Annotated in this window: 17 protein-coding genes; 8 read left to right on the top strand and 9 right to left on the bottom strand. The window is 67.9% G+C overall.

The annotated features are described in order from the left end of the window. Positions 1 to 126: 126 nt before the first annotated feature. From FHR20_RS15705 to FHR20_RS15720, 4 genes are read right to left on the bottom strand one after another with little or no spacing between them, the layout of a single operon-like run. The gene (locus tag FHR20_RS15705) at positions 127 to 837 is read right to left on the bottom strand and encodes a triose-phosphate isomerase family protein (RefSeq protein WP_341786461.1); all 711 of its coding nucleotides are present in this window, start codon (positions 835 to 837) and stop codon (positions 127 to 129) included. Further along, positions 834 to 1,892, bottom strand: coding sequence for an L-rhamnose/proton symporter RhaT (rhaT, locus tag FHR20_RS15710; RefSeq protein ID WP_167300590.1), 1,059 nt, complete (start codon positions 1,890 to 1,892; stop codon positions 834 to 836). Before rhaT ends, FHR20_RS15705 begins: the two co-directional genes overlap by 4 nt. A 2-nt stretch (positions 1,893 to 1,894) precedes the next feature. Continuing rightward, on the bottom strand, positions 1,895 to 3,043 hold the full coding sequence (gene lldD / locus FHR20_RS15715) for an FMN-dependent L-lactate dehydrogenase LldD (protein WP_167300591.1): 1,149 nt from the start codon (positions 3,041 to 3,043) through the stop codon (positions 1,895 to 1,897). Then, complete coding sequence (locus FHR20_RS15720; protein WP_167300592.1) at positions 3,040 to 4,473, bottom strand: FGGY-family carbohydrate kinase; 1,434 nt, start codon at positions 4,471 to 4,473, stop codon at positions 3,040 to 3,042. Before FHR20_RS15720 ends, lldD begins: the two co-directional genes overlap by 4 nt. 113 nt (positions 4,474 to 4,586) lie before the next feature. On the opposite strand from FHR20_RS15720, the gene FHR20_RS15725 reads away from it, so the two are divergent. The 3 genes from FHR20_RS15725 to FHR20_RS15735 all read left to right on the top strand — a co-directional run bounded on the left by FHR20_RS15725 (position 4,587) and on the right by FHR20_RS15735 (position 8,863). Further along, positions 4,587 to 6,704, top strand: a complete 2,118-nt coding sequence (locus FHR20_RS15725) for a bifunctional rhamnulose-1-phosphate aldolase/short-chain dehydrogenase (RefSeq protein WP_167300593.1) — start codon at positions 4,587 to 4,589, stop codon at positions 6,702 to 6,704. Positions 6,705 to 6,719: 15 nt separating this feature from the next. Further along, the gene (gene rhaI / locus FHR20_RS15730; protein ID WP_167300594.1) at positions 6,720 to 8,015 is read left to right on the top strand and encodes an L-rhamnose catabolism isomerase; all 1,296 of its coding nucleotides are present in this window, start codon (positions 6,720 to 6,722) and stop codon (positions 8,013 to 8,015) included. Between the two features lie 68 nt (positions 8,016 to 8,083). Continuing rightward, entirely contained in the window at positions 8,084 to 8,863 is a 780-nt protein-coding gene (locus FHR20_RS15735; protein ID WP_167300595.1) for a DeoR/GlpR family DNA-binding transcription regulator, read from the top strand. Positions 8,864 to 8,879: 16 nt separating this feature from the next. Here FHR20_RS15735 and FHR20_RS15740 read toward each other — a convergent pair whose 3' ends face one another. From FHR20_RS15740 to dgcN, 5 genes are all read right to left on the bottom strand, one after another. Beyond that, positions 8,880 to 10,454, bottom strand: coding sequence for an N-acyl-D-amino-acid deacylase family protein (locus tag FHR20_RS15740; protein ID WP_167300596.1), 1,575 nt, complete (start codon positions 10,452 to 10,454; stop codon positions 8,880 to 8,882). A gap of 14 nt (positions 10,455 to 10,468) precedes the next feature. Continuing rightward, a complete protein-coding gene (locus FHR20_RS15745) occupies positions 10,469 to 13,285 on the bottom strand; it encodes a TonB-dependent receptor domain-containing protein (RefSeq protein ID WP_167300597.1) in 2,817 nt (938 codons plus the stop codon). Positions 13,286 to 13,388: 103 nt separating this feature from the next. Beyond that, positions 13,389 to 15,029 (bottom strand): N-acyl-D-amino-acid deacylase family protein, encoded by a 1,641-nt coding sequence (locus FHR20_RS15750; RefSeq protein ID WP_167300598.1) that lies wholly within the window; start codon positions 15,027 to 15,029, stop codon positions 13,389 to 13,391. Between the two features lie 35 nt (positions 15,030 to 15,064). Further along, a complete protein-coding gene (gene dgcA, locus FHR20_RS15755) occupies positions 15,065 to 16,054 on the bottom strand; it encodes an N-acetyl-D-Glu racemase DgcA (RefSeq protein WP_167300599.1) in 990 nt (329 codons plus the stop codon). Continuing rightward, entirely contained in the window at positions 16,012 to 17,049 is a 1,038-nt protein-coding gene (gene dgcN / locus FHR20_RS15760; RefSeq protein ID WP_167300600.1) for an N-acetyltransferase DgcN, read from the bottom strand. Before dgcN ends, dgcA begins: the two co-directional genes overlap by 43 nt. Before the next feature lie 276 nt (positions 17,050 to 17,325). Here dgcN and FHR20_RS15765 point away from each other — a divergent pair, with 276 nt between their 5' ends. The 5 genes from FHR20_RS15765 (at position 17,326) to FHR20_RS15785 (ending at position 25,572) form a co-directional block, all read left to right on the top strand. Then, positions 17,326 to 17,880 carry an RNA polymerase sigma factor gene (locus FHR20_RS15765; RefSeq protein WP_341786462.1) on the top strand — a complete coding sequence of 185 codons (555 nt, stop codon included), beginning with the start codon at positions 17,326 to 17,328 and terminating at the stop codon, positions 17,878 to 17,880. Further along, complete coding sequence (locus FHR20_RS15770; RefSeq protein ID WP_167300601.1) at positions 17,877 to 18,842, top strand: FecR family protein; 966 nt, start codon at positions 17,877 to 17,879, stop codon at positions 18,840 to 18,842. Before FHR20_RS15765 ends, FHR20_RS15770 begins: the two co-directional genes overlap by 4 nt. Positions 18,843 to 18,967: 125 nt before the next feature. Continuing rightward, the gene (locus FHR20_RS15775; protein WP_167300602.1) at positions 18,968 to 22,240 is read left to right on the top strand and encodes a TonB-dependent receptor; all 3,273 of its coding nucleotides are present in this window, start codon (positions 18,968 to 18,970) and stop codon (positions 22,238 to 22,240) included. Positions 22,241 to 22,364: 124 nt separating this feature from the next. After that, positions 22,365 to 22,793, top strand: a complete 429-nt coding sequence (locus tag FHR20_RS15780; protein WP_167300603.1) for a hypothetical protein — start codon at positions 22,365 to 22,367, stop codon at positions 22,791 to 22,793. A gap of 226 nt (positions 22,794 to 23,019) precedes the next feature. Further along, the gene (locus FHR20_RS15785) at positions 23,020 to 25,572 is read left to right on the top strand and encodes a porin family protein (protein WP_167300604.1); all 2,553 of its coding nucleotides are present in this window, start codon (positions 23,020 to 23,022) and stop codon (positions 25,570 to 25,572) included. The last annotated feature ends 57 nt before the right edge of the window (positions 25,573 to 25,629 follow it).

Raw genomic sequence — 25,629 nt, forward strand, 5'->3', positions numbered from 1 at the left:
CAACTTCGTCACCCCGGCCCCTTCGGCTGCTTGCCCCGCAGGCGACCGAAGGGGCCGGGGTGACGGCTATTTTGGTGCGGTTCGTTCCTGCGCCTCCGATGCGCCGCGGGAGCGGCCGGACGCCCTCTAGGCCCCCGCCGCCGCCTCCAGCACCGGCACGAAATCGTCGGCCGACCGGCTGGCCCGGCCGACGAGCAGCCCGTCGATCCCCGGCAGTGCCAGCAGCTCCGCCGCGTTGCCGCCATCGACCGCGCCGCCATAGAGCAGCCGCGCCTCGCCCGCCTCGCCGCGCAGCATCTCGAAGATGCGGGCGAGATGCGCCGCATCCGGCACCGCGCTCCCGCCGATGCACCAGACCGGCTCATAGGCGATCGCGGCGCGCGACCGGTCGAGCCCGGGCGGCAGCGATGCGCGGAGCTGCGCCGCCACCAGCGCCCGCGCATCGGCCGAACGCTCGCACTCGCCCACGCAGATCACCACGGCCAGCCCGGCCGCCTGCGCGGCATGTGCCTTGGCGGCGACGCTGCTGGCATCGCCGGCACGCGTCTCGCTGTGCCCGGCCAGCACCATGGTCGCCCCGCTCTCGCGCAGCATCGCCGCCGACACGCCGCCGGTATGCGCGCCCTGGGCAGCGGCATGGCAATCCTGCCCGCCGATCGCAACGGCCCGCGCCCGGCGCGCCGCGCGCTCGATCAGCGTCGCCGGCAGCATCAGCCCGGCCTCGACGCCGAGCGCTTGCACGGCGGCGTCGATTCGTTCGACCTCGGCCAGGTCGGAGCCCGTGCCGTGCATCTTCCAATTGCCCAGGATCAGCGGGCGCCGCTTCGCCATGGTCATGCCGCGAGATAGTTGCCGACGCCGATCACCACGGTGGAGAGCAGCAGCGCGCCGATGCCCAGCCACACCAGCGTCCGCGTGCCCAGCCGCACCCCCGCCCATTCCTTGAGCGCGAAGCCCCAGAGCGTGGAGAACAGGATGATGCTCGCCATGTGCAGCGTCCAGGAGGAGAAGCCATATTTCCCCATCTGGCTCTCGCCCATCGTGTAGAAGAAGAACTGGAAATACCAGAGCGTGCCGCCCAGCGCGGCCAGGAGATAGTTGCGCAGCAGCGGCGGCTTCTCGCCCGACGGAACCGCGCCGACGATCTGCCCCGCCGACCGGTTGCGCAGGATCAGCCAGCCGCACCAGGCGAAATTGGTGGTGAAGCCGCCGAGCAGCACGACGCACAGCACCGGCAACCCTTGCCACAGCGGATCGGTCCCCGCCGCCACCGTGGCCGCGCGGATCGGCGCGCCGGCATCGAGCCCCCAGGCGAAGCAGCCCGACATGATGCCCGAGAAGACCGCGATGGCGAGCCCCTTGGGCAGGTTGAACTCGCGCACGCTCTGGCTCGCCGCCGCGCCTGCCATCTCGCGCTCCTTGCGGCGCCCGGCGGCGGCGACCACCAGGATGCCGGCAAGCGTGATCGCGATGCCGAAAAAGGTCATCTGCCCGCTCGACGTCTCCGCGAGCTGCCCTAGGGTGTCGTGGAAGATCGGCGGGCCCATCGTCCCGATCACGGTGGTCAGCCCGAGCGCCACCGCCATGCCGAGCGAGAGGCCGAGATAGCGCATGGTCAGCCCGAAGGTGAGCCCGCCAAAGCCCCACATCGCGCCCCAGAACCAGCACCAGAACCAGGTGCTGCCCGGAGTCCGCGCCAGCACGCCGAGCAGGTCGTGCGTCTGGATCGACGCGAACAGCCAGGGCGCGATCAGCCAGGAGAAGACGCCGCCGACCAGCCAGAATATCTCCCAGGACCAGGCCTGGATGCGGCGATAGGGAACATAGAAGCTGGCGGAGGAAAGCCCGCCAAGCCAATGAAACAAAACGCCGATCAGCGGATTTCCGCCCATATTCATTCCCTCCCCGCGAGTATCTTTTCGTCGATCTGGTCGATGCGCGTCACGCCGGTCAGCCCCATGGCGACGCGCATCTCGGCGGCCAGCAGCTCCAGCACATGCGCCACGCCCGCCTGCCCGCCGCCGCCCAGTGCCCAGGCCCAGGCACGGCCGAGCAGCACGCCCCGGGCGCCCAGCGCGAGCATCCGCACCACGTCGAGCCCCGACCGGATTCCGCCATCGGCCATCAAGGTCAGCCGGTCTCCCGCCGCATCGGCGATCGCCGGCAGCGCGCGGGCAGTCGACGGCACGCCGTCGAGCTGCCGCCCGCCATGGTTGGAGACGATCACGCCCTCCACGCCCCGCGCCGCCGCTTCGCGGGCGTCGTCCGGATCCAGGATTCCCTTGAGCAGGATCGGCCCCTTCCAGTGCCTGCGCACGAAATCCAGGTCGTCCCAGCCGATCGCGGGATCGAAATTGTCGCGCATCCAGGCGAAGAAGTCGTTGAGCCCGGTCTTGCCGGCAAGCACCGGCGCGACATTGCCGAGGTGGTGCGGCCGGCCCCACAGGCCCACGTCCCAGGCCCAGCGCGGATGCGTCAGCGCCTGGCCGAATCGCCGCAGCGATCCGCCCAGGCCCGGGGCGCCGGCCAGCCCGGAGCGATAGTCGCGGTAGCGCGTGCCGGGCACCGGCATGTCTACGGTGAAGATCAGCACCGGGCAGCCCGCCGCGCTCGCCTGCGCCATCAGGTCGATCATGAAGCCGCGGTCGCGGATCATGTAGAGCTGGAACCAGGGCGGCGTTTTCACCGCCCCCGCTACTTCGGCGAGCGGGCAGGCCGAAACGGTCGACAGCGCGAAGGGCACCCCCGCCGCCTCCGCCGCCCGCGCCGCCTGCACTTCGCCGCGCCGCGCGTTGAGCCCCGCCAGCCCGACCGGCCCGAGCGCGACCGGCATCGCCAGCCGCTCCCCGAACAGGCTCGTCGACAGGTCGATCCGGGAAATGTCGCGCAGCACCCGCTGCCGCAGCGCCACTGCCTCGAGATCGGCGACGTTCCGGCCCAGCGTCACCTCGGCATAGGAACCGCCATCGATATATTCGAACAGGAAGCGCGGCAGCCTGCGCCGCGCCAGTGCGCGATAATCGGATATCGACGCCGCCTTCATGCCGCCTCGCTGCTGCCCGTCGCCAGGCTCCGCCAGCGCGCGGCATAGCCGGCGAGATCGCACTCGAGCGGCGCCACCCGGATGAGCGCCGAGGGCGGTGCCAGCGACGGGTCGATCAGGCGCAAGGCTCCATAGGACACGTCGTTGTGCTCGTTGGAGACGAAGACGTGGAGGTCCGGCCGAAGCGTGGCCAGCGTGCGGACAAAGGCCTGGGCCTCGCCGAACCGCCCCTCCACCAGCACGCGCTCGCGCGTCCCGATCAGGCCGAGCATCGCATCGGCCACCAGCGCCGCATAGAGGCACACCGCCGCGCGCAGCCCCATCGATTCGGCCGGCCGGTTGATCCAGCGCGTCGCGCCGCCCGGGAACGGGCCCATACCGGGGGTCAGCGTCGGCAGCACCATCGCGCCGCTCGCGACGACGCCGCGCAGCGCCGCGATGATCGCCGGCTGATCGGGATTGATGTCGACGCGCCGTGTATCGATCCCGGTCAGCAGCTCGATCTCGCGTCCGCCCATGAACCGGGCCGAGGGGATCGGGGTGCCATGGACGTCGATATTGACCAGGCAGTCGCGTGCCTCGGGCAGGCCTGCCAGGTCGAGGCGCGCGCCCTTGCCGGGACTCCGCATCGCGACGAACCAGGTACCGGTCGAGAGCACCGTCGCTTCCTGCTCGGCGATATCGGCAAAGCCCCGCGCCGCGAGCAGGGCCGCGTTCGAATCGTGCAGCCCGCAATGCACCGCGACATCGGCCGGCAGGCCGGTGCGCTCCGCCCATTCCCGCGAGATCGTGCCGATCGCCTCGCCGGCATGCCGGAGCGGCGCGAACCGGGCGGCCCAGCCCCGCCGCTCGGCAAGTGCCGACGGTTTGCCCGAGGCGGGGCACCAGAGATCGCTGTGGCAGCCCAGGCTCGTAACCTCGGATGCCGCGACGCCCGAGAATCGCCATGCCCAATATTGCGGCCAGGGCAGGATCGTCGCGTCACCGTGGAGCAGAGCCGGATCGAGCGATTCGAGGAAATGCAGCTGGAGTCCGAGGTTGAGCCCGTCGGGCAGCGCGGGCGAACCGGTGCGGGCAAAGGGATCCCGCTGACCGCGATAGGCGGCGGCGCATTCGGCAGGTATCGCCTGCTCATAGTCGAGCGGCGGCGCCACCAGCGCCCCGTCGCGCACGATCGCGGCCGCGGCACCGTGCCCCACGGGAATGATCCGCGCCACCCGCCCGAGCCCTGCGAACGCGCGCAGCACCTCCTCGGCCCAGGCCTCGATCCCGGCCGCGTCGAGCGTGCGGACACGCTCGCCACCCAGCACCGTCACGGGCCGGTCATTGGGTCGCGTCCGCCGGGCCAGCATCGCCCCCGACGCATCCCAGAGACTGAGCTTCGACAAGGTCTTACCCAAATCGAGCACCACGCTCAGCCCATCACCCAATACTGCCTCCCCAATTTGTTATGATTGATATTTAGCGAAGTTGATTGTATCTGGCTAGACACCTTGATAGAGAAGCTCGCGCCGAAACGGGCGCTGGGGGAGAGTAATTCCGGATGCTTGAAGACGAGACAAGGGTGCGCCGGGCGGTGTCCGCCATTCCGTTCGCCGTGCCGCGCAACCGCTGGTCCGATGCGGAGGCCGCCGGCATGTCGCCGGAGGGGCTACTGCTCTACCGGTCGAACCTGTTGGGTTCGGACCTGACCGTCACCAATTTCGGCGGCGGCAACACTTCGGCGAAGATCGAGATGGCCGATCCGCTCAGCGGCGCGCCGGCGACGGTGCTGTGGGTGAAGGGTTCGGGCGGCGATATCGGCTCGATGAAGCTCGACGGCTTCGCCACCCTCTATCTCGACAAGCTGCTCGGCCTCGAATCGCGCTATCGCGGCGTGGCGTTCGAGGACGAGATGGTCTCGTATCTGCCGCACTGCACGTTCAACCTGAACGCGCGCGCGGCGTCGATCGACACGCCGCTGCACGGCTATCTGCCCTATGCGCATGTCGACCATGTCCATCCCGATGCGATCATCGCGCTGGCGGCATCGAGCGCGGGCAAGGACGCGACCGACGCGATCTGGGGCGGCGCGGTCGGCTGGCTGCCCTGGAAGCGCCCGGGCTTCGAGCTCGGCCTGCAGCTCCGCAAGCTCGCCGCCGAAAGCCCGAACCTGCGCGGCGTGATGCTGGAGGGCCATGGCATCATCTGCTGGGGCGACACCGCCAAGGCCTGTTACGACAACACGATCGCGCTGATCGCGGACGCGGCGGCCTATCTCAACGAACGCCTGGCCCAGGGCCCGGCGTTCGGCGGCGAAGTGACCCCGCCCCTCGCCGCCGATGACCGCGCCGTCCTCGCCGCCGCGCTGATGCCCCGGCTGCGTGGCCTGATGCGCGGTGCGCGCGGCAAGATCGGCCATTTCTCCGACGATCCCGAGACGCTGGAGTTCGCCGGCAGCCGCGATTTCGCCCGGCTGGCCGCGATCGGCACCTCGTGCCCCGATCACTTCCTGCGCACCAAGATCGCCCCGCTCACGCTCGATCCCGCCCGGCTCGACGACGAGGCCTATCTGGCCGAGGCGCTGGAGGCGTATCGCCAGGGCTATGCGGCCTATTATCAGCGCTGCGCCGAGCCCGGGGATCCGGCGATGCGCGATCCCAATCCGGTGGTGGTGCTGATCCCCGGCATCGGCCGCATCACCTTCGCCGCCGACAAGACCACGGCGCGCCTGGCCGGCGAATTCTATGGCAACGCGATCAACGTGATGCGCGGCGCCGAGGCGATCGGCGATTATATCGGCCTGCCCGAGAAGGAAGCGTACGGCATCGAATATTGGGCGCTCGAGGAAGCCAAGCTGCAGCGCATGCCCAAGCCCAGGCCGCTGGTCGGCCGCATCGCGCTGGTGAGCGGCGGTGCCGGGGGCATCGGCGCGGCCACCGTGCGGCGCCTGCTCCAGGACGGCGCCTGCGTGATGCTGGTCGACCGCGACGCCGAGGCGGCCGAGCGGGTCCGCGCCGAAATGGCCCAGGCCTTTGGCAAGGACGTGGTCCGCGCCGAGACCTGCGACGTCACTGACGAGCGGCAGGTCGCCGCGGCGTTCGAGGCGTGCACCCGCGAGTTCGGCGGGCTCGACATCCTGGTCGCCAATGCCGGCATCGCCTCTTCCGCTTCGGTGGAGGATACCAGCGTCGCGCTGTGGCGCCGCAACTACGACGTGCTGACCGAAGGCTATTTCCTCAGCGCCCGCGCCGCCTTCCCGCTGATGCGCGCGGTCGGCGGCGGCTCGATCGTGTTCATCGGCTCGAAGAACGCGCTGGCCGCGGCAGTCAACGCCTCCGCCTATGCCTCGGCCAAGGCGGCGTCGCTGCACCTCGCCCGCTGCCTGGCGCTGGAAGGCGCGCCGCACGGCATCCGCGTCAACACGGTCAACCCGGACGCAGTGATCAAGGGCTCGCGGATCTGGGACGGCGACTGGCGCAAGGAACGCGCCGGCGCGCACGGCATCGATCCCGGCTCGGAGCTGGAAGAGCATTATCGCAACCGCTCGATGCTCAAGCGCGACGTACTGCCCGAGGACGTGGCGGAGGCGGTGCATTTCTTCGCTTCCGAAGCCTCTTCCAAATCGACGGGCAACATCGTCAATGTGGATGCCGGGAACGCGCAGGCTTTCCCGCGATAAGAACAAGAGGGTGCAATGGCGAAGGAACTGCCGCTTTCGGTCGACCAGATCGAAAGCCACAATGCGGCGCGGGTGGAAGCGCTGCGGGACGAATATGACAGCCTGGGCCGCGCGCTCGGGCGCCGCGGGATCGACATCGATGCAGTGAAGGCACGCGTCGCCGGCTTCTCGGTCGCGGTGCCGAGCTGGGGCGCCGGGCGCGGCGGCACGCGCTTCGCCAAGTTCCCGATCGCCGGCGAACCCACGACCATCCACGAGAAGCTGGCGGATTGCGCCGTGATCCACCAGCTCTCCACCGTCACGCCGCGCGTCAGCCCGCATTTCCCCTGGGACAAGGTGCGCGACTATGCCGCGCTGCGCGAGGAGGCGGCGGCGCTCGGCCTGGGCTTCGACGCGATCAACTCGAACACCTTCCAGGACCAGCCCGGCCAGAAGCTCAGCTATCGCGACGGCAGCCTTTCGGCCGGCGACGCCGGCGTGCGCGCCCAGGCGGTCGAGCATAATGTCGAGTGCATCGAGATTGGCCGCCAGCTCGGCGCCAGCGCGCTCACCGTCTGGGTGGGCGACGGCACCAACTTTCCCGGCCAGCAGGACCTCGCCAAGTCGCTCGACCGCTATCTCGAGGCCGCGGCCCAGGTCTATGCGGCGCTGCCCGACGACTGGCGCATGCTGCTCGAGCACAAGATGTTCGAGCCGGCCTTCTACTCCACCGTGATCTCGGACTGGGGCTCGTCGATCCTCGCCGCGCAGGAACTGGGCCCCAAGGCGAAGTGCCTGGTCGATCTCGGCCATCACGCGCCGAACGTGAACATCGAGCAGATCGTCGCCCGGCTCCACCGCTTCGGCAAGCTCGGCGGCTTCCACTTCAACGACAGCAAATATGGCGACGACGATCTCGACAGCGGATCGATCAACCCGCACCAGCTCTTCCTGGTCTTCAACGAACTGATCGAGGCCGAGCTGAACCCGCGTGACGGATTCGATCCGGCGTACATGATCGACCAGTCGCACAACGTCACCGATCCGATCGAGAGCATGATCTCGTCGGCCGAAGCGATCGCGGGTGCCTTCGCCAAGGCGAGCCTGGTCGACCGCGAGGCGCTCGCCGCCGCGCAGCAGGCCAACGACACGATGCTGGCCTTCCTCACGCTGCGAAAGGCCTATCGCACCGACGTATCGCCGATCCTCGCCATGGCGCGGATGGAAGCCGGCGGGGCGATCGATGCGGTGGTCGCCTATCGCGACAGCGGCTGGCGGGCACGCAAGGCGCAGGAACGGATGGCCGTGGGGCTCGGCGCTGGCATCGTTTGAGCGGAAAAGATTGATTTCGGCAGATTTGCCCGGCACAAGACCCCAGGAAATTTGGGGCTCCACCGGAAATGCATGTCGAAGAGCGCGATAGCCTGATCCTCGATCTGATGGGGAAAACCGGCTTCGTGTCGTTCAAGAGCCTGGAGGCGACCGTACCGGCCTCGCCCGCCACGCTGCGCCGCGATCTCGACCGGCTGGAGGGCAAGGGCGTGATCCAGCGCGTGCGCGGCGGGGCGCGGCTGGTCGGCGACGAAGGGGAGCGCACCGACGTCCAGTCGCTCGCCGGCGTGCCGTTCCACGAGAATATCGATCGCAACCGCAAGCAGAAGGAAGCGATCGGCCGCGCCGCCGCCACGCTCTGCCAGCCGGGCGAATCGATCATCATCGACGGCGGCTCGACGACGCTGCAGATGTGCCGCCACCTGGCCGGGCTCAACCTCCAGGTCCTTACCAACTCGCTCCATGTCGTGAGCGCGCTGCTGCCCCAGCCGGGCACCCGCATCGCCGTGCCCGGCGGATCGGTGTTCCGCGAACAGAACATCATCCTGGGCATCGGCGGCGAGGAATGCATGCCGCGCGTCCATGCCCCGCGCCTGTTCATGGGCGCGGCCTTCGTCGGCGCGCAGGGCGTGATGCAGGCGGACGTCGTGCTCGCCGCCGCCGAGCGCCAGATGATCGACCGCGCCGAATGGGTGGCGCTGCTCGTCGACAGCTCCAAATTCGCCGCGCCCTCGGGCTCGGTGGTGTGCGGGCTCGACGAGCTCGACGTGATCGTGACCGATGCGGCGATCGGCGATGCCCATGCCCGCATGATCGAGCAGGCGGGCGTGAAGCTGATCATCGCCTGAAACCCGCGCCGAACGATCACGGCGTGCGCAGGAGCACCCTGCCGAACCGCTCCGGCACCGGCGTGCCCCGCACCAGCGCGGCCCGCCCGTTGACGAAGACATAGTCCATGCCCTGGGCATAGGCATGCGGCTTCGCATAGGTCGCCGTGTCGCGCACGGTCGCCGGATCGAAGACGATCACATCGGCAAAGGCGCCCTTGCGCAGCGCCCCGCGATCGGTGATCGCGAAGACCCGGGCCGGCAGCCCGGTGGCGGCATGGATCGCCTGGGTCATCGAGATCACCGGCTTGTCGATCACATAGTTGCGCAGCTTGCGGGGAAAGGCGCCATAGGCGCGCGGATGCTCCGCGGTCCGGCCGAAGGGCGGCAGGCCGCCGTCCGTCGACGTCATCGTCCAGCTCTGCCGCATGAACGCCTCGACGTCCTTGTCGCTCATGTTGAACGACACGGTGGGCGCCCCGCCTTGCTTGAGCATCTCGATCGCCGCGTCGAGCGGATCGAGCTTCATGATCGCGCCGACTTCGTCGAACCGCTTGCCGTCAAGCGACGGGTCGGCCTTGTAGGCGCGGATCTGGATCGCGTGCGGCCCGGCGCGGCGGGCGAGATTGGGGGCCATCTCGGCGCGAATGCGGGCGCGCATCGCCGGGTCCGCGAGCCGCTTGGCCAGCGCCTCCGCTCCGCCCTCCTGCGCCCAGCCGGGGACCAGCGAGGCCATCAGGCTCGAGCCGGATGCGGTATAGGGATATTGATCGGCCCAGACCTGCACGCCTTCGGCACGCGCCTTGTCGATATGCGCGATCACATCGGCCGACTTGCCCCAGACCTGCGGCCCCAGCACCTTGATGTGAGTCACGACGCCGGGGAGCCTGGCCTCCCGCGCGACGGTGATCACCTCTTCCACTGCCGCGACGACGCCGATGTCGTAATTGCCCTCGTCCCGGATATGGCTTTCGTAGAAGGCATGCGGAAAGGCCGCGGCGGCCTTGGCGAGGCCGACGATCTCCGCCGTGTTCGAATATTTGGCCGGAATGTAGAAGGGCCCGTCGGACAGGCCGATGGCCCCCAGCTTCATCGCCGTGGTGACCAGCCCTTCCATCCTCGCCTGCTCCTCGGGCGTGGCAAGGCGATCGACATTGCCCATCACCGCTGCGCGCACGGCATTGTGGCCGATCATCGGAGCGACGTTGACGCCGGGGACGTTGGCCTTGAGATCGGCGATCTGCGGCGCCAGGTCGGCCGGGCCGCCGCCATCCGGATTGAGGAACAGGGTGGTGATGCCCTGATGGAGCATCGGCAGCGCGGCGGCGAGCTCGGGCGTCTGGATATTGGGCGCCGCGTGCGAGTGCGGATCGATGAAGCCTGGCGCGACGATCCTGCCGCGCGCATCGACCACCGTCTTCGCAGTCGCCCTGGCGGGGATGGTCCCCACCGCGACGATGCGATCGCCCATGATCGCGACATCGGCGCTGCGGCCCGGCGCGCCGCTGCCGTCATAGACCGTGCCGCCACGGATCAGCACGTCATAGTCCTGGGCGAGCGCGGGAGAGGCCGTCGCAAGCAATGCGACGGCGGACAGCGTCAGGGTCTTCATCGATCCGCCTCCCTTCACATCTTGAACCGGGCGCCGATGCGGAAGGTCCGCCCCAGCAGGTCGTAGATCGACTGGTTGGTCGCCGGCGTCGCATAGGCGCTGCCCGCGGGTCCCGGCGCCACCACCGGCGGATCCTTGTCGAGCAGGTTGGAGACGTTGAAGAACAGCTGCACGTCCCTACCCCCCATCTTGAAGCCCTGGGTGAGCGAGGCGTCGATGTAGAAGGCGCCCTTGATCCGGTTGTCGTTGATCGTGCGGTTGGTGACGGTGGAAGTCGGGCAGCCGCTGGTGCATTCGACGAAGCTGTTGTCGTAGACGCCGTCGCTCACCCCGCGTCCGATCAGCGTGGCATTGAAATCGTCCACGTCATAGCTGGCCTGGGCGCGGTAGAGCCATTTCGGCGTGCCGCCGGGGGCGTTCTGGCCCACCGTGTCGGTCGGCGCGTCGATGCCGTTGTCGAAGTAATTCTTGATGTAGCGCGTCGCCATGCCGCGCAGCGAGAAATTGCCGGGGCCGACGCGGGTCCGGTACGAAGCCTCGAAGTCGATGCCCTGCGCCTTCTGCACCGCGAAGTTGAACGGGCTCTCATACACCTGCAGGTTGTTGCCGAACGCATTGGGCCCGCGCACCACGGCCGCGCAAAAGGCCTGGATGCCCTCGTTGCAGCGATCGACGATCGTCTGCGCCGCGACCGATCCGATCGCGCCGTTGATCTTGATGTTGTAGTAATCGACCGACATCGCGAAGCCGCGCAGGAAGCTTGGCTGCAGCACCACGCCGACCCCCCACTGATCGGCCTTTTCGGGCTGGAGCAGCGCGTTGCCGCGGGTCGTGCCCGCAAAGGTGACCGACGCGTTGTTCTGCGAGGAATCGATCAGCACGTTGATCCGGGTCGATCCGGCGGTGAACAATTCGCCCAGATTGGGCGCGCGGATGTCACGCGAGCGGGTGGCGCGGAAGCGGATGTCGGGGATCGGCTGGAAGGTCAGGCCCGCCTTCCAGGTGGTGACATAGCCCGAGGTCGAATAATCGGTCCCGCGCACCGCGCCGTTGAGGTCCAGCCCCTTGATCACCGGCACCGCGAGTTCGACATAGCCTTCGGTCACGCTGTACTGGCCGAAGCTGGGCAGGAAGTTTCCGACGAACCAGCCGCTCTGATATTCGCTGGGCACGAAGCCGCTTACCTTCTCGCGGCGATGCTCGCCGCCGACCGAGACGGAGACCGGGCCGGCCGGCAGCGCGAACGCGTCGAACGCCAGGTTGGCCGCGACCACGTCCTGCTCGAACTTCTGCCGGCGATAGGGGTTGCCGAGGACATAGGCGAGCGCTTCGGGGCTGGCGACGCCGATGCCGAGGCGGTTCAGCGGCACGCAGCCATTGGTCGGCGCCGTCAGCGTCGAACGGCACACGATCGTCCCCGCGGGCACGCCCATCGCATTGCCGACCGGTGCGAACACCGCGTCCTGGGCCAGCGCGAGCCGGGCATTGTTGGTGATGTCGCGCGCCATCTCGCGCGTGCGGCTGATGCCCTTCTGGTAATAGACGTCCCAGCGCGCGGTGCCGGCGAATAGCGGGAAGCTGCCATTGGCGCCGACGACGTAGCGCTGCAATTCGCGCTCGGTGTCGTTCTTGCGGATCGGCAGGTCGGCGTTGCTGGTGCCCAGCGTGAAGCTGGTGATGCCGCCGAGCTGGGCACGGACCGAAGCCGGGATATAGGCATTGTCCGAACGGATCGTGACGTTCGCCTGGTTGAGCTGCACGCCGAGCCAGCCAAGATTCTGCGACTTGGCATAGGAAGCCTGGCCGAACAGGTTGAGCCCGTCGGCCACTTCGAAGCTCACCCGGCCGAACAGGCTCTTGCGATTCTCCTCCGGATCGAGCGACTGGAAGCCGTTGACCTGAGTCGACTGCCAGTCGCCGCCGATCTGCCAGGGATCGCGGTTGGTGCCGAAATTATACTGGCTGACCGCCCCGCCATAGCCGAACTGGGTGCCGCGCAGCGCGGTGTTGAGGATGACGCCGCCCCGCGTCGCCTGGCTGAGCCCCGCGCCCGAGACCACCAGCCGCTCCGGCTGGCCGTTCCCCGCCACATAGGCGGGGTTGTTGATCATGTACCAGCCGCGGTTGTTCCAGTCGCGCGGGACGCCGTGCAGCCCTTCCTTCACCGAAATCTCGCCGTTGAGCAGGATATGGCCGCGCCCGCCCGCGAAGCCGGTGCCGGCGGTCAGCGTCGCACGGTAGTTGGGCGCGTCGCCATAAGTGGAGATGCCATATTCGACCGTGCCCTTGAGGCCGGAATATTCCTTGTCGAGGATGAAGTTCACCACGCCCGACACCGCGTCCGAGCCATAGGCGGCGGAGGCGCCGCCGGTGACGATCTCGACGCTCTTGATCAGGCCCTGCGGAAAGGTGTTGACGTCGACCAGGCCGCCGACGGTCGATCCCACCGAGCGCTGGCCGTCCAGCAGCACCAGCGTGCGCGCAGTGCCGAGCGCGCGCAGGTTGAGCGCGTTGACGCCGGCGGTGCCGGCCGAGATGTTGAGGTTGGAATTGGCCGGCGTCACGCTGCCGACCAGCGACGGGATCTCGTTGACATAGTCGGCGACGTTGGCGGGCGCGCTCGCCGCCATGTCCTCCGCGTTGATCACGGTGAGCGGCGTCGGCGCCTGATAGCCGTTGCGCTGGATGCGCGTGCCGGTGACGGTGATCTCGGTCTGCGGCGCTTCGGCTGCCGGCTCGCCGTTCTGCGCGTCCTGCGCATGCGCCGCGCCGTTCCACAGCAGCGCGATCGCCAGCGCGGACAGAGAGGCGGCCCTCGTCGATCTTGTCATATTTCTTCCCCTTCCTCGGTATAGTCGAGCGATGATGCCACTCGTGCGCCGGTTGCTCCGGCTGCACCGCATCGGCTCCTTCCTGCGGTTCCCTGTCAGTTACTTATCGGCAGCTCCCCGTCCTGGGCTGGCGCGGCAGCGGGCGGCCCCCGGCGGCGCCGGTCGGCGCGCCATTCTCGATGGCGACCACGCCGTTGACGATCACCGTGCGCATGCCCGTGGAGAACCGCGCCGGACGGACATAATCGGCCCGCGGCGCGAAGCGGCCGGGGTCGAACGCGATCACATCGGCAAAGGCGCCGGCCTTTAGCTGCCCTCGCCCCTCCAGGCCGAACATCGCCGCCGTCACGGCGGTGCTGCGATCGATGAAGGCGCGCAGGTCGATGACCTGCTTCTCCTTCACATAGGTCGCGTATTTGCGGGCGAAGGACGCATAATAGCGCGGATGGCCCTGCGACGCGTCCGAGCTGGTCACTACCCAGGGCTGCCGCATGAAGGCGGCGATGTCCGCCTCGCTCTGGTTGAACGACGCCACGCCCGCCTCGCGCTTGCGCAGGATCGCGATCGCGGCGTCGATCGGGTCGGCGCCGGCGCTGGTGGCGATCTGCGCGAGCGTCCTGCCTTCCGCATCGGCCGGGCCCGACGTGATCAGTAGCGAGGCGGGACCGCCGCGCCGGCGCAGATTGTCGGCGATCTCCGGCCGCATCCGCGCCATCGCGGCGGGATCGTCGAAGCGCCGGAGCATCGCGTCGCGGCCGCCGTCCTGCGCCCAGCGCGGCATCAGCGCCGCCGACAGCCCGGTTCCCGAGGCGGACCAGGGATATTGATCGGCATGGACCACCTGCCCCGCCTTCCGCGCCGCCTCGATCTGGGCGATGATCGCCCTGGCCTGCCCCTGCACGTCGACGCCCAGCGCCTTGATATGGGCGATGTGCACCGGGATGCCGGCCTCGCGCCCGATCTCGATCGCTTCGGCAACCGCGCCCTTCAGGCCGATCGTATAGGAGGATTCGTCGCGCAGATGGCTGTCATAGATGCCGCCCTTCTCCGCCGCGGCGCGGGCCAGCGCCACCACCTCGTCGCGCCTGGCGAAACTCTGGGGGGCGTAGAACAGGCCGGTCGAAAGGCCGAGGGCACCCTGGCACATGGCCGAGGAGACCAGCCCCTGCATCCGGGCCAGCTCCTCCGGGGTCGGCGCGCGATCGTCGGGGCCGATCACCTTCAGCCGGACCGCGCCCAGGCCGACATACGTGGCGAAGTTGATGCCATAGTCGCGGCTCGACTGGCCCAGCGCCGCCTCTCCGTCACCGCCCTTCGCTCCGCTATCGCGGCCGAAGGTGCGGGCGACATCGGGGTCGCCGCCGCCGTCCACCCCGATAAAGGCAGTCGTCACGCCCTGGGTGAGGAACGGCAGCACCAGCCGCGCCGCGGGATCGCCGGACGCCAGCGCGCCGTTGACATGGGTGTGGGTGTCGATGAAGCCGGGCGCGACGATCAGACCGGTCGCATCGATGATCCTTCCGGCCCCGCCGGACGCCCTGGGGCCGACATAGACGATGCGGTCGCCGCGGATCGCCACATCGCCTTTGAAAGGCGCGGCATTGCCCGGATAGATGGTACCGCCGCGCAGGATCAGGTCGGCGCCCGGTTCCGGGCTGCCTCCCCGTGCGAGGGCAACTCCGGCGGCGGTGGCCAGCAGGATGCCCGCCGCCACGCCAATCTTCAGCTTTCGACCCCGAACCATCCGACGCGACTCCCCTTGTTGCTTGTTGCTTCCGGCTATGGCGCTCCCCAGAATCCGGGGGCCGGCGGCGACAGCACGCCCCGTTCGCCACGCACGCCGCCCGGCCGGTCCTCCGCCAGCCACAGCGGCCCGTCGAGATCGACGAAACCCGAACGGGCGGCGATCACCAGCGCGGGCGCGATCGACAGCGAAGTCGAGATCATGCTGCCCGTCATCACGCCGAGCCCGGCGGCCGCGGCGGCCTCCGCCAGCGCGAGCGCGCCGGTGAGGCCGCCCGTCTTGTCGAGCTTGATGTTGATCACCTGATACCGGCCGGCGAGCGCCGCGACGTCGTCGGCGATATGCGCGGATTCGTCCGCGGCGATCGGGACCAGCGGCGCGAACCCCTCCAGCGCATCATCCTCGCCCGCAGGCAGCGGCTGTTCGAGCAGATCGACGCGCAGCTCGACCAGCATCGGCTGCAGCCGTTCGATCTCCGCGATCGTCCAGCTCTCGTTCGGGTCGACGATCACGCGCGGCGCCGGCGCCGCCTCGCGCACGCGGCGGATCTGGGCCTCGGGATCGCTGCGATCGACCTTGATCTTGATCAGCGGCACATCCGCCAGGCGCTGCGCCGCCATCGCCATTGCCTCGGGCGTGTCCAGACTGACGGTCATGGCCGTCGCAGTCGGCCCCAGCGGCGCCATGCCGAGCAGTTCGGTCACGCTACGCCCGGCCAGCTTCGCCTCCAGGTCCCACAGCGCGCAATCAACTGCGTTGCGCGCCGCGCCGGCCGGCATCAAGGCGAGCAACGCCTCGCGGGAGGCCCCCGCCTCGATCGCGCCGCGTACCGCCGCGATCTCCGCGAGCGCGCCTGCGATCGACTCGCCATAGCGCGGATAGGGCACCCCCTCTCCCCACCCGACCGCGCCCTCGGCCGCGATCGAGACGGTCACCACATCGGCGACCGTCTTCACGCCCCGCGAGATGCGGAAGGGCGTGGCTAGAGCGAAAGCGTCGCTACGCGCGGCGAGGCTTCGAAGCATTGGTCGATCCTGTCGATGATGGAGTCCACACCCATGGCGAAGGGGTCCGTGCAGGGCAGGCCGAGCGCATCGGCGGTCTCGGCGCAAAGCCGCTCCGCTTCCGCGCGCGCGAGCTTGGACGTGTTGAGCGCGACGCCGACCGCCCGGACCTCGGGACTGGTGAGGCGCGCGACGGCCAGATTGGCCTCCAGCGTTTCCCGGAGCCCCGGCACCGGATAATGCGGCAGGCCGCGCATATGGGCACGCATGGGATCGTGGCAGAGCACCAGCGCCGCCGGCTGCGCGCCGTGCAGCAGGCCGGTGGAGACGCCCGCGAAGGAAGGGTGGAACAGCGAGCCCTGTCCCTCGATCAGGTCCCAGCCGTCATCGGTGCGCGCGGGCGAGATGTCCTCGATCGCCCCCGAGATGAAATCGGCGATGACAGCGTCGAGCGGCACGCCGCTGCCGGCGATCAATATCCCGGTCTGGCCGGTCGCGCGGAAATCGGCGGCCATGCCCCGCGCGCGCATGCCGCGCTCCAGGCAGAGCGTCGCGTACATCTTGCCCACCGAGCAATCGGTGCCGACGGTGAGCAGCCGCTTGCCCGCCCGCCGCTTGCCATTGCCGACGGGGATGCCGGGCCGGGGATCGCGCACATCGTGCAGCTTGCGCCCATGGCGCGCCGCCGCCGCCACGATCGCCGGTTCCTCGCGCAACCGGTGATGCAGCCCGGACGCCACGTCGAGCCCCGCCTCGATCGCCGCGATGGCATCGCCGACCAGATCGGCGCTCATCCGGCCGCCGGCATTGGCGATGCCGAGCACCAGGGTCCTGGCCCCGACGGCCACTGCCTCGGCAAAGCCCATGCGCGGCAGGTCGAGCGTCAATCCGCAATCGTCGTGCCGAAATTCGCCAACGCAATCGTCCGGCCGAAACACCGCCAGCCCGCGGGAGGTCTTGATGCCCACCTCGTCGTTCGAATGGCCGAGATACAGGAGATAAGGACTGGCAATCATTGAAAACCCCGATTGATGCCTCGCATCGCATGATTGCCGAAACACGGGCCGACGCCACGTTCGAAGGCCGCGCTGCAGCATAACCATTCGTTATGGACAGGCGGAGTTGAGATGCGCGCCGCGTAAAAATAGCGCGGGTTGCAATAAGGAAATTCACTGGTCAGGTATCTGTGCAGTACGGACGACAAGAAGCCGCATAGAAAAGAACAAAAAAGCAGGAGAGGCACGACGAAGAAGGAGGCGAACTTCGAACGACGTCGCCTGAGGGCGACGTGGGTGGCGGAAACGGTGATCCCGTACGAGAGCACGGTACGGGCATGGCTGGTGCGCGCGCGCGTTTCGGAGGAGGATATCGATGACATCGTTCAGGAAGCCTATTGCCGCCTCGCCGCGCTCGACACGGTCGACCATATCACGCGTCCGGGCGCCTATTTCTTCTCGATCGTACGCAACCTGCTGCTGCAGCGCCTCAAGCGCGGCCGGATCGTATCGATCGACATGATCGCCGAGATCGAAACCTATGCGATCGACGACAGCCCCTCGCCCGAACGCGAAGCCGCGGGCCGGCTGGACTATGCGCGATTGCGCGCGATCATGGCCGGCCTGCCCGAACGCTGCCGGCGCATCGTCGAGATGCGCAAGATCGAGGGCATCTCCCAGAAGGAGATCGCGCGCCGCGTGGGCGTCAGCGAGAGCGTGGTCGAGAACGACGTCCATCAGGGCGTCCAGACGATCCTGCGCGTCTGGCGCGACGAGGACCGCCGGGTGATGGCGTGGCTGAACGGCTTCGAAGCCGGCACGCCGCGCGCGGACGGGGGGCGCCGGTCATGACGCACCAGAGCGCCCGCGAGATCCAGGAGGAAGCCGCGCGCTGGGTCGCGCGGATGGACGGGTCCGAATGGAACGACATCGACGAAGCCGAGCTCGGGCTCTGGCTCGAAGTGGATCCGCGGCGGCGCGGCGCGCTGCTGCAGGCCCAGGCGGCCTGGGCGACGCTCGACCCCCTGCGCCCGGCCAATGCCGACGACGCGGAAGCCGAAGCGCCGACCTATCGCTCCCGTACGGGCCGGCGGCGCTTCCTGATCGGTGGCGGCGCGGCGATCGCGGCATCGCTTGCGGGCGCGGCGTTCCTGCTCGACCGTGGCACCGAATATGGCACGCAGATCGGCGAGATTCGCCGCGTGCCGCTCGCCGACGGCTCGACGATGGTGATCAACACCGCCAGCCTGGCTTCGGTCGACCTCGAGGAAGCGCGCCGCCTGGTCCGGATCCGGCAGGGCGAGCTGTGGTTCCAGGTCGCCAAGGATGCGAAACGCCCCTTCCTCGTGGAGGCGGGAAAGATCCGCGTGCAGGCCGTGGGAACCGCCTTCGCCGTCCGGCGCCGCCAGGCAGGCGCCGACATCACCGTGACCGAAGGCGTGGTCGAAGCCTGGGCGAACGGCGCCGCCGCGCCGCATATCCGCATCGCCGCGGGCGAGCATGCCTTCCTGGCCGACGATGCCGCAGTCGTCCGCGCGCCTGCCAGCGCGAGCTCGGTCTATCGAGCGCTTGCCTGGCGCGAAGGCAAGATCGACCTTGCCGGCGTCACGCTCGCCGACGCAGCCGCGGAGTTCAACCGCTATAATCGCCGCCAGCTCGTCATCGTCGATCCCGGCATCGCCCGCGAAAGCTTCGACGGCACGCTGCGCACCGACGATCTCGAAGGCTTCGCCATGGCCGTGCAGGAAAGCCTGGGCGTGCCGATCGACCTGAGCGATCCGAACGAAATCCGCCTCGGCCGCCCGCGAAAATAAGGAAAATCGCCGCCGGGGACTCTTGCGGAATAACGGGCGCAAAAAAGCCCGCAAGGGAGAGGAATAACATGGGGATTATGCGGGGGCGTGCCGCCCTGTTGGGGGCGACTGCTTGTATCTTCGTAATGACGGCGCCGGCGGCTTCGGCGCAGCGGCGTAGCTTCGACGTATCGGCGCAGGCCGCGGAAACCGGCATCGTCGCGCTGGGCCATCAGGCCGATATCCAGATCATCGCCGCCCGCAAATATACCAGCGGGAAGCGCACCGCCTCCGTGCATGGCGAGATGACGATCGACCAGGCGCTCGGCGCGCTGCTCGAGGGCACGGGGCTGGTCGCGCGCCAGACCGGCGCCAAGACCTATGTAGTGCTGCCCGCCGCCGGCGCGGTGACGCCCACCTCCAGCGCCCCGCCCGCGCCCGTCCGGCCCGTCCAGGTCTCGGGCACCAGCGAAGCGCCGGGCGCGGCGCAGGACGATGGCCCGACGGAGATCATCGTCACCGCGCAGAAGCGCGAGGAATCGATCCGGGACGTGCCGATCGCGGTGTCCGCATTCTCCGCCCAGGCGCTCGACGACCGGAAGATCGAAGGCGGCTCGGAACTGCTGCGCGCGATTCCGAACGTCACCTTCTCGAAAAGCAATTTCAGCATGTACAATTTCTCGATTCGCGGGATCGGGACCAAGGCGATTTCGGCATCGAGCGATCCGGCGGTCGCAGTGAGCTTCAACAACACGCCGCTGGTGCGCAACCGACTGTTCGAATCGGAATTCTTCGATCTGGCCCGCGTCGAGGTGCTGCGCGGCCCGCAAGGCACGCTCTATGGCCGCAACGCGACGGCCGGCGTGGTCAACGTGATCCCCGCCCTGCCGGACGCCCATTTCGGCGCCGAAGTGAAGGCCGAGGTCGGCAATTACGGCACGATGCGCCTGAACGGCATGATCAACGTTCCGCTCGGCGACACGCTGGGCATCCGCGTCGCCGGCGCCTGGACCAGCCGCGAGGGCTTCGACTACAACAGCTTCACCAAGCGGGACGTCAACGGGCGCAACCTCTGGTCGACCCGCGGAACGGTGCAATGGATTCCCAGCGACCGGTTTCGCGCGAACCTGATCTGGCAGCATTTCGACGAGGACGACAACCGGGCGCGCACGGGCAAGCAGCTGTGCACCACCGATCCCGGCCCGGCGAAGGTCGGCAACGTCACGATCACCAATCCGAGCCTGCGCGGCAAGCTGAGCCAGGGCTGCCTGCCGGGCTCGCTCTATGACGATGCGGCCTATGGCGTGCCCAATGGGCGCAGCCTCGTCTATCTGAAAGTGCCCTCCGACATCCTGCTCGGCTTCCAGCCCAACCCCGCCCGCCCCGACCGGCGGGGCGGGCCGCGCGTCAACGTCCTCAAGGACGCCGACCCTTTTGCCGGGGTGACGCAATCGCGGAACCTGCGTGAGATATCGACCAGCTACGACCCGGTGTTCCGCGCGACGAACGACGTCTACCAGCTCAACCTCGAGTTCGTGCCCGCCGAAGGGCTGAAGCTGGTGTCGCAGACCGCCTATGCCCGCGACCGCTATTATTCCTCGCAGGACTATAACCGGTTCGTCAGCAACCCGATCTTCAACGACTCCTCGCAGCTCCTCCTCGACGTGCTCGGCCGGACCATGGACACGTCGGAACTGCCCACCCCGGGCGGCATATATTGCGATCCCCAGCTCGGCTGCTCCGACCGAATGGTCTCGGTCGACATAAGTCGTTCTAGAAATCGCCAATGGTCTCAGGAGTTCCGACTTCAATCGAGCTTCAGCGGACCGCTCAATTTCAACCTTGGATTGAACTATCTCGATTTCAAATCCAAGGACGATTACTACGTCTTCAATAACATGTTCACCCTGATCGCCGACTGGTATTACAGCCGCGGCGGCACGACGCTCAAGCCGGCGGTCGCGCCCTGCGGACTCGGCTTCGAAGCACGCGAATGCCCCTATGTCGACCGCAACCCCCTGGGAAGCCTCGACAATCAGGGCCACAACTACTTTCTGAGCCAGAATGGCGTGCGGATCAAAAGCAAGGCCGCCTTTGGCGAGCTCTACTGGAACGCCACCGACAATCTGAAGCTGACCGTGGGCCTGCGCTACACGCAGGACGAGAAGGTCTCGACCCAGATTCCCAGCCAGCTGCTGCTGGGCGGCGGCACCGGTACGCCGTTCCCCGGCGACACCACCGGCGGCCGGGTGAACAGCGGCTATCCCGCCCTGCCCGACATCCACCAGAAATGGGGGAAGTTCACCGGGCGCGCGGTGATCGACTGGAAGCCGACGCTCAGCTTCACCGACGACACGCTCCTCTATCTTTCGGCGGCCCGCGGCTACAAGGGCGGCGGCGTCAATCCGCCTCGCGTCGATTTCAACCCGGCGATCGTGCAGTACCAGTTCCTGCCGCAGACCTTTCGGCCGGAATATGTCAACGCCTTCGAGATCGGCACGAAGAACGCCTTTGCCGGCCGCAAGTTGACTCTGAACGCCACTGCATTCCTGTACGATTACAAGGATTACCAGATCTCGCAGATCGTCGACCGGATTGCCTATAACGAGAATTTCGGCGCCACGAGCATGGGATTGGAGCTGGAGGCGGCATGGCGCCCCTCGCGCGCCTTTCGCATCGACGGCAATTTCGGCCTCCTCAAGACGCGGCTGAAGAAGGGCTCGGAATCGATCGACGTGATGAACCGGACGCAGGGCGATCCGGACTGGGTGGTGCTGCGGCCCTGGCTGCAGGTCCCCTCGAACTGCATCGCGCCCCGCGCGCTGGTGGAGAAGGTGCTGCCGTCGGGCAACGAGATCGCGCTGGCCGCACTCTGCCCGGGCGCGACCCGCATCGGCACCTACAACCCGGCGGTGGACAGCAAGTTCAAGCTCTACAACACCTATGGCTTCACCTATGATCCGTTCGCGCCCTACAATGCGAGCACGGTCGGCCTGAACATCGCCCAGGGCGGAAGCGGCGCGCCCAATGGCGGGCGCGGCTTCGCCGCCGACCTCACCGGCAACGAGCTGCCCAACGCCCCGCGCTGGACCGCCAATGTCGGCGCGCAATACACTTTCTTCCTGGATGGTGGAGACTGGGAACTCACGCTGCGCGGTGACTATTACCGTCAGTCAAAAAGCTATGCGCGCGTTTATAACACCGCCTATGATCGCCTGAGAGCGTGGGACAACGTAAATGCAGCCCTGACTTTGTCTCGGCCGAAATCCGACATTACATTTCAGCTCTACGTAAAGAACCTTTTCAACAACACCCCGATCACGGACTTCTTTACGAATGCCGATGATACTGGCCTGACAACCAACGTATTCACGTTGGACCCTCGCATCGTGGGATTCAACATCATGAAGCGATTCTGAGACGAACCGTTCAACGCAATTAATTTTACGTTAAATCTGAATACTCTTGAATAAAATGACAGATAAGTTATAGTCGAGTCGCACTGATAAGACAGTGCGAATCAAATAACGCGGGAGATGATAAATGAACAGGCTCAACAAACTCGTCCTGATTTCATCGGCTGTTGTTGGTTCGACGTTCTTCGGTTCGGCGGCCATGGCTCAGGCTGCACCGAACGGCGTTCTGAACGGCGTCGTCGTCGCCACCAAGGGCATCACCGTCACGTGCGATCTGAAGCTCACTCTCGATGCGGCCAACAACAAGGGCTCGATCGAGATGAACCCCGGCGACACGAACTGCGCCGCGCTGCACTTCAACAACATGCCGTACACCACCTCCTATTCGGCCGGCGTCCTGACGTTCCACAACGTCGATGTGACCACGATCACCATCGGCGACTGCTATGGCGACATCAGCGGCACCTGGGATGGCAGCACCCTGACCATCAGCGGCGCCGTCCTTCCGCCCCACACCGGTGGTCCGGCCTGCACGGTCGATGGCTTTGCCGCCTGAATGAAGGTGCACTCACCCTCTCAACACTGAAACTCGGCGGGCGCATTGCTTCGGTGCGCCCGCTTCATTTCCCTGCAGTGCGGGCGCATCCCCGTACCGCGGTGTCGTTATCGTCCTTGCCTCCGGCCACAAGGCAGCGCGCCTTGATTTGACCGGAGCGTTAGTCATTACGGGTCCACGGCGTCGTATCGGGGGAATCCGGAGTGCGGAAAGTACGCGGTCTATGATGCCCCTGGCCCGTTTCTCCGTGCTGCTGTCCCTTGCACTGCCCATGACGCTGCCCCAGGGTGCCAGGGCGCAGACGGCGGGCGAAAAGCCGGGCGCAGCCACCGGCCCGCAGGACCGCCCCTCTCCCGCCGAAGCGCAGCCGGGGGACGAGATCGTCGTCACCGCCCGGCGCTATGGCGAAGCCAGGATAGCCGCCGAGACGGAGTTCGGCGAGGATGAGATCGCCAGCCACGGCGCGGACAGCATCCAGGACCTGCTGGCTCGCCTGACGCCCTTCATCGGCAATAGCGGCAGCGACGACGAACCGGTCCTGCTGATCAACGGCCGGCCGGCGGATGGCGACCGCTCGATCCTGTCCTATCCGGCGGAAGCGCTGAACCGCCTCGCCGTGCTGAAGCCGGATGCCGCGGCGCAATATGGCTATCCGCCCGGCCGGCGCGTCGTCAATCTGGTCCTGAAGCAGCACTTCGCCAGCCTGAACCTGGACGCGGGCATGACCGCAGCGACCGCGGGAGGGCAATATGGCGGCGATCTTTCCGCGGGCCGGGTGACGATCGACGGGCCGACCCGCTGGAACGTGCAGGCGCGCATCAGCCGGGACTCGGCGCTCCGCAAGAGCGCGCGCAGCCTCCCCGCGGCAGCGGGCATCTTCGACGGCACGGGCTATGTCACCGCGCCCGGCGGCGGAGAGATCGACCCGGCGCTCAGCCAGCTCGCCGGTCGGCCGGTGGGCCTTGCCGCCATCCCCCCGGGGGCCGCATCGCAGGCGCCGACGCTCGCGGACTTCGCCGGCACCGCGGACCGCACGCATCCGGTCGATCCCGATGCATATGAGACATTGCTGCCGTCGAAGCGCTCGATATTGCTCAGCGCCGGCGTCACCCGTCCGATAGGGGCGTTTTCGGCATCGCTGAGCTTCAATGCCACCAGCATCGGGAGCAACGGGCTGCGCGGGCTGCCCATGGCTTCGATCGAGATCCCGGCCGGCAGCCCCTGGTCGCCCTTCGGCAACGCGGTGCTCCTGGTGCGCCCCTTTGCCGGCGAGCGGGCGCTGCGCAACGATAACAGCTCGCAAACGCTGGGCACGTCGCTGACGCTGACGGGCCGGATCGCGGATTGGCAGGTTACGCTTTCCGGCAGCTATGGACGCAATTGGACGGACAGCCTGATCGAGCGCGGAATCGATGCGCGCAGCGTGCAGCAACTGGTCGCCGCTGGCGATCCCGCGTTCAATCCCTATGGCCCGTGGAGCACGCGGTTCCTGCTGGCGGGCCGCAATCGCGCGAAAGGCGACAATCTCTCCGCCCGGCTCAACGTCATCAAGACGGCGATCGATCTCCCGGCGGGGCCCCTGACCGCCAATTTCTCGATCAATGCCAGCCGCAACAGCCTGGAGAGCCGGAACGGAGACCTTTCGGGCAATCTCGTCGTCACCGATCGGGCATCCGGCCGGATCGACGGGCAGCTCTCCCTGAACGTCCCGCTGTCCCGGCGCGGAAAGGATAGTGCCGGCCCGCTCGGCGACCTGGCGCTCAACCTGGTCGCGGGCGGCCAGTCGCTCTCGGGGGGCAGCCTGCAGAAGCGGTTCGGCGCCGGGCTGACCTGGACGCCGCATCCCGTCCTCCAGCTTCGCGGCACGCTGGAGGATGTCGAGGCAGCCCCCTCGCCCGAACAGCTCGACGGCCCCGTCGTCACGACGATCAACCGGATCTACGACTATGCGCGGCAGGAAGCGGTCGATGCCATATGGATCCTGGGCGGGAACCCGAATCTGGGCCGCGGCCGGCGCCAGAGTCGCGCGTTGACGGCAATGGTGCGTCCGCTGGCGGACCAGACGCTGACGCTGAACTTCGGCTATAGCGAGCAGGTCGCCAAGGGCGGCGTCGCGCCCTTCCCCGAGTTGACGCCGGCGATCGAGGCAGCCTTTCCGGAGCGCGTGACGCGGGATGCCGCGGGCCATCTGGTCTCGGTCGACGCGCGCGCCATCAATCTAGCCCGCGATACCAGCGCCGAGCTGACTTCGGGCATCGCACTGCTGCTGCCGCGCCGCGGCAAGGCCATGCCCGCCGCCGGGGCCAGTGCCGATCCGATGCGCTGGAGCATCTCGCTCAACTATCGCCGCCGCCTGAAGAGCGAATTGCTGACGCGCGCCGGCATTCCGCCGATCGATCAGCTCGGCCCCGACAGCGGCCAGTCCCGCGATTTCGTCTCGCTCCAGGCGACCGCGGGAAAGCGGGGCATCGGCGCAACGCTGAACGGGAACTGGAGCGGTTCCGCGCGCCTGCGCAACGCCGGGCCGGGCGGCGCCTATCGCTTTGCCCCCTCGTCGATCCTCAACCTGTCGCTCTTCGTCGAGCCCGAACACATCCTGCCCGGCGCGGCGAAAACGCCCTGGCTGAAGAATGTGAAGCTCTCGCTCGACATCCGGAACCTGTTCGACGGCTATCGCCGGGCGACCCTGGAAGACGGCAGCATCCCGGCCGGATATACGCGCTACCAGATCGATCCGCTGGGGCGCACCGTGCGCCTGTCCATCCGGAAGCGCTTCTAGCACGGCGGCGGGGAAGCGGGCCGGGCCGCCTCGGCGACGCCCGAACCGCTTGTCCTT

Source organism: Sphingomonas leidyi (genome assembly GCF_011761945.1).
Taxonomy (GTDB): Bacteria; Pseudomonadota; Alphaproteobacteria; order Sphingomonadales; family Sphingomonadaceae; genus Sphingomonas; species Sphingomonas leidyi.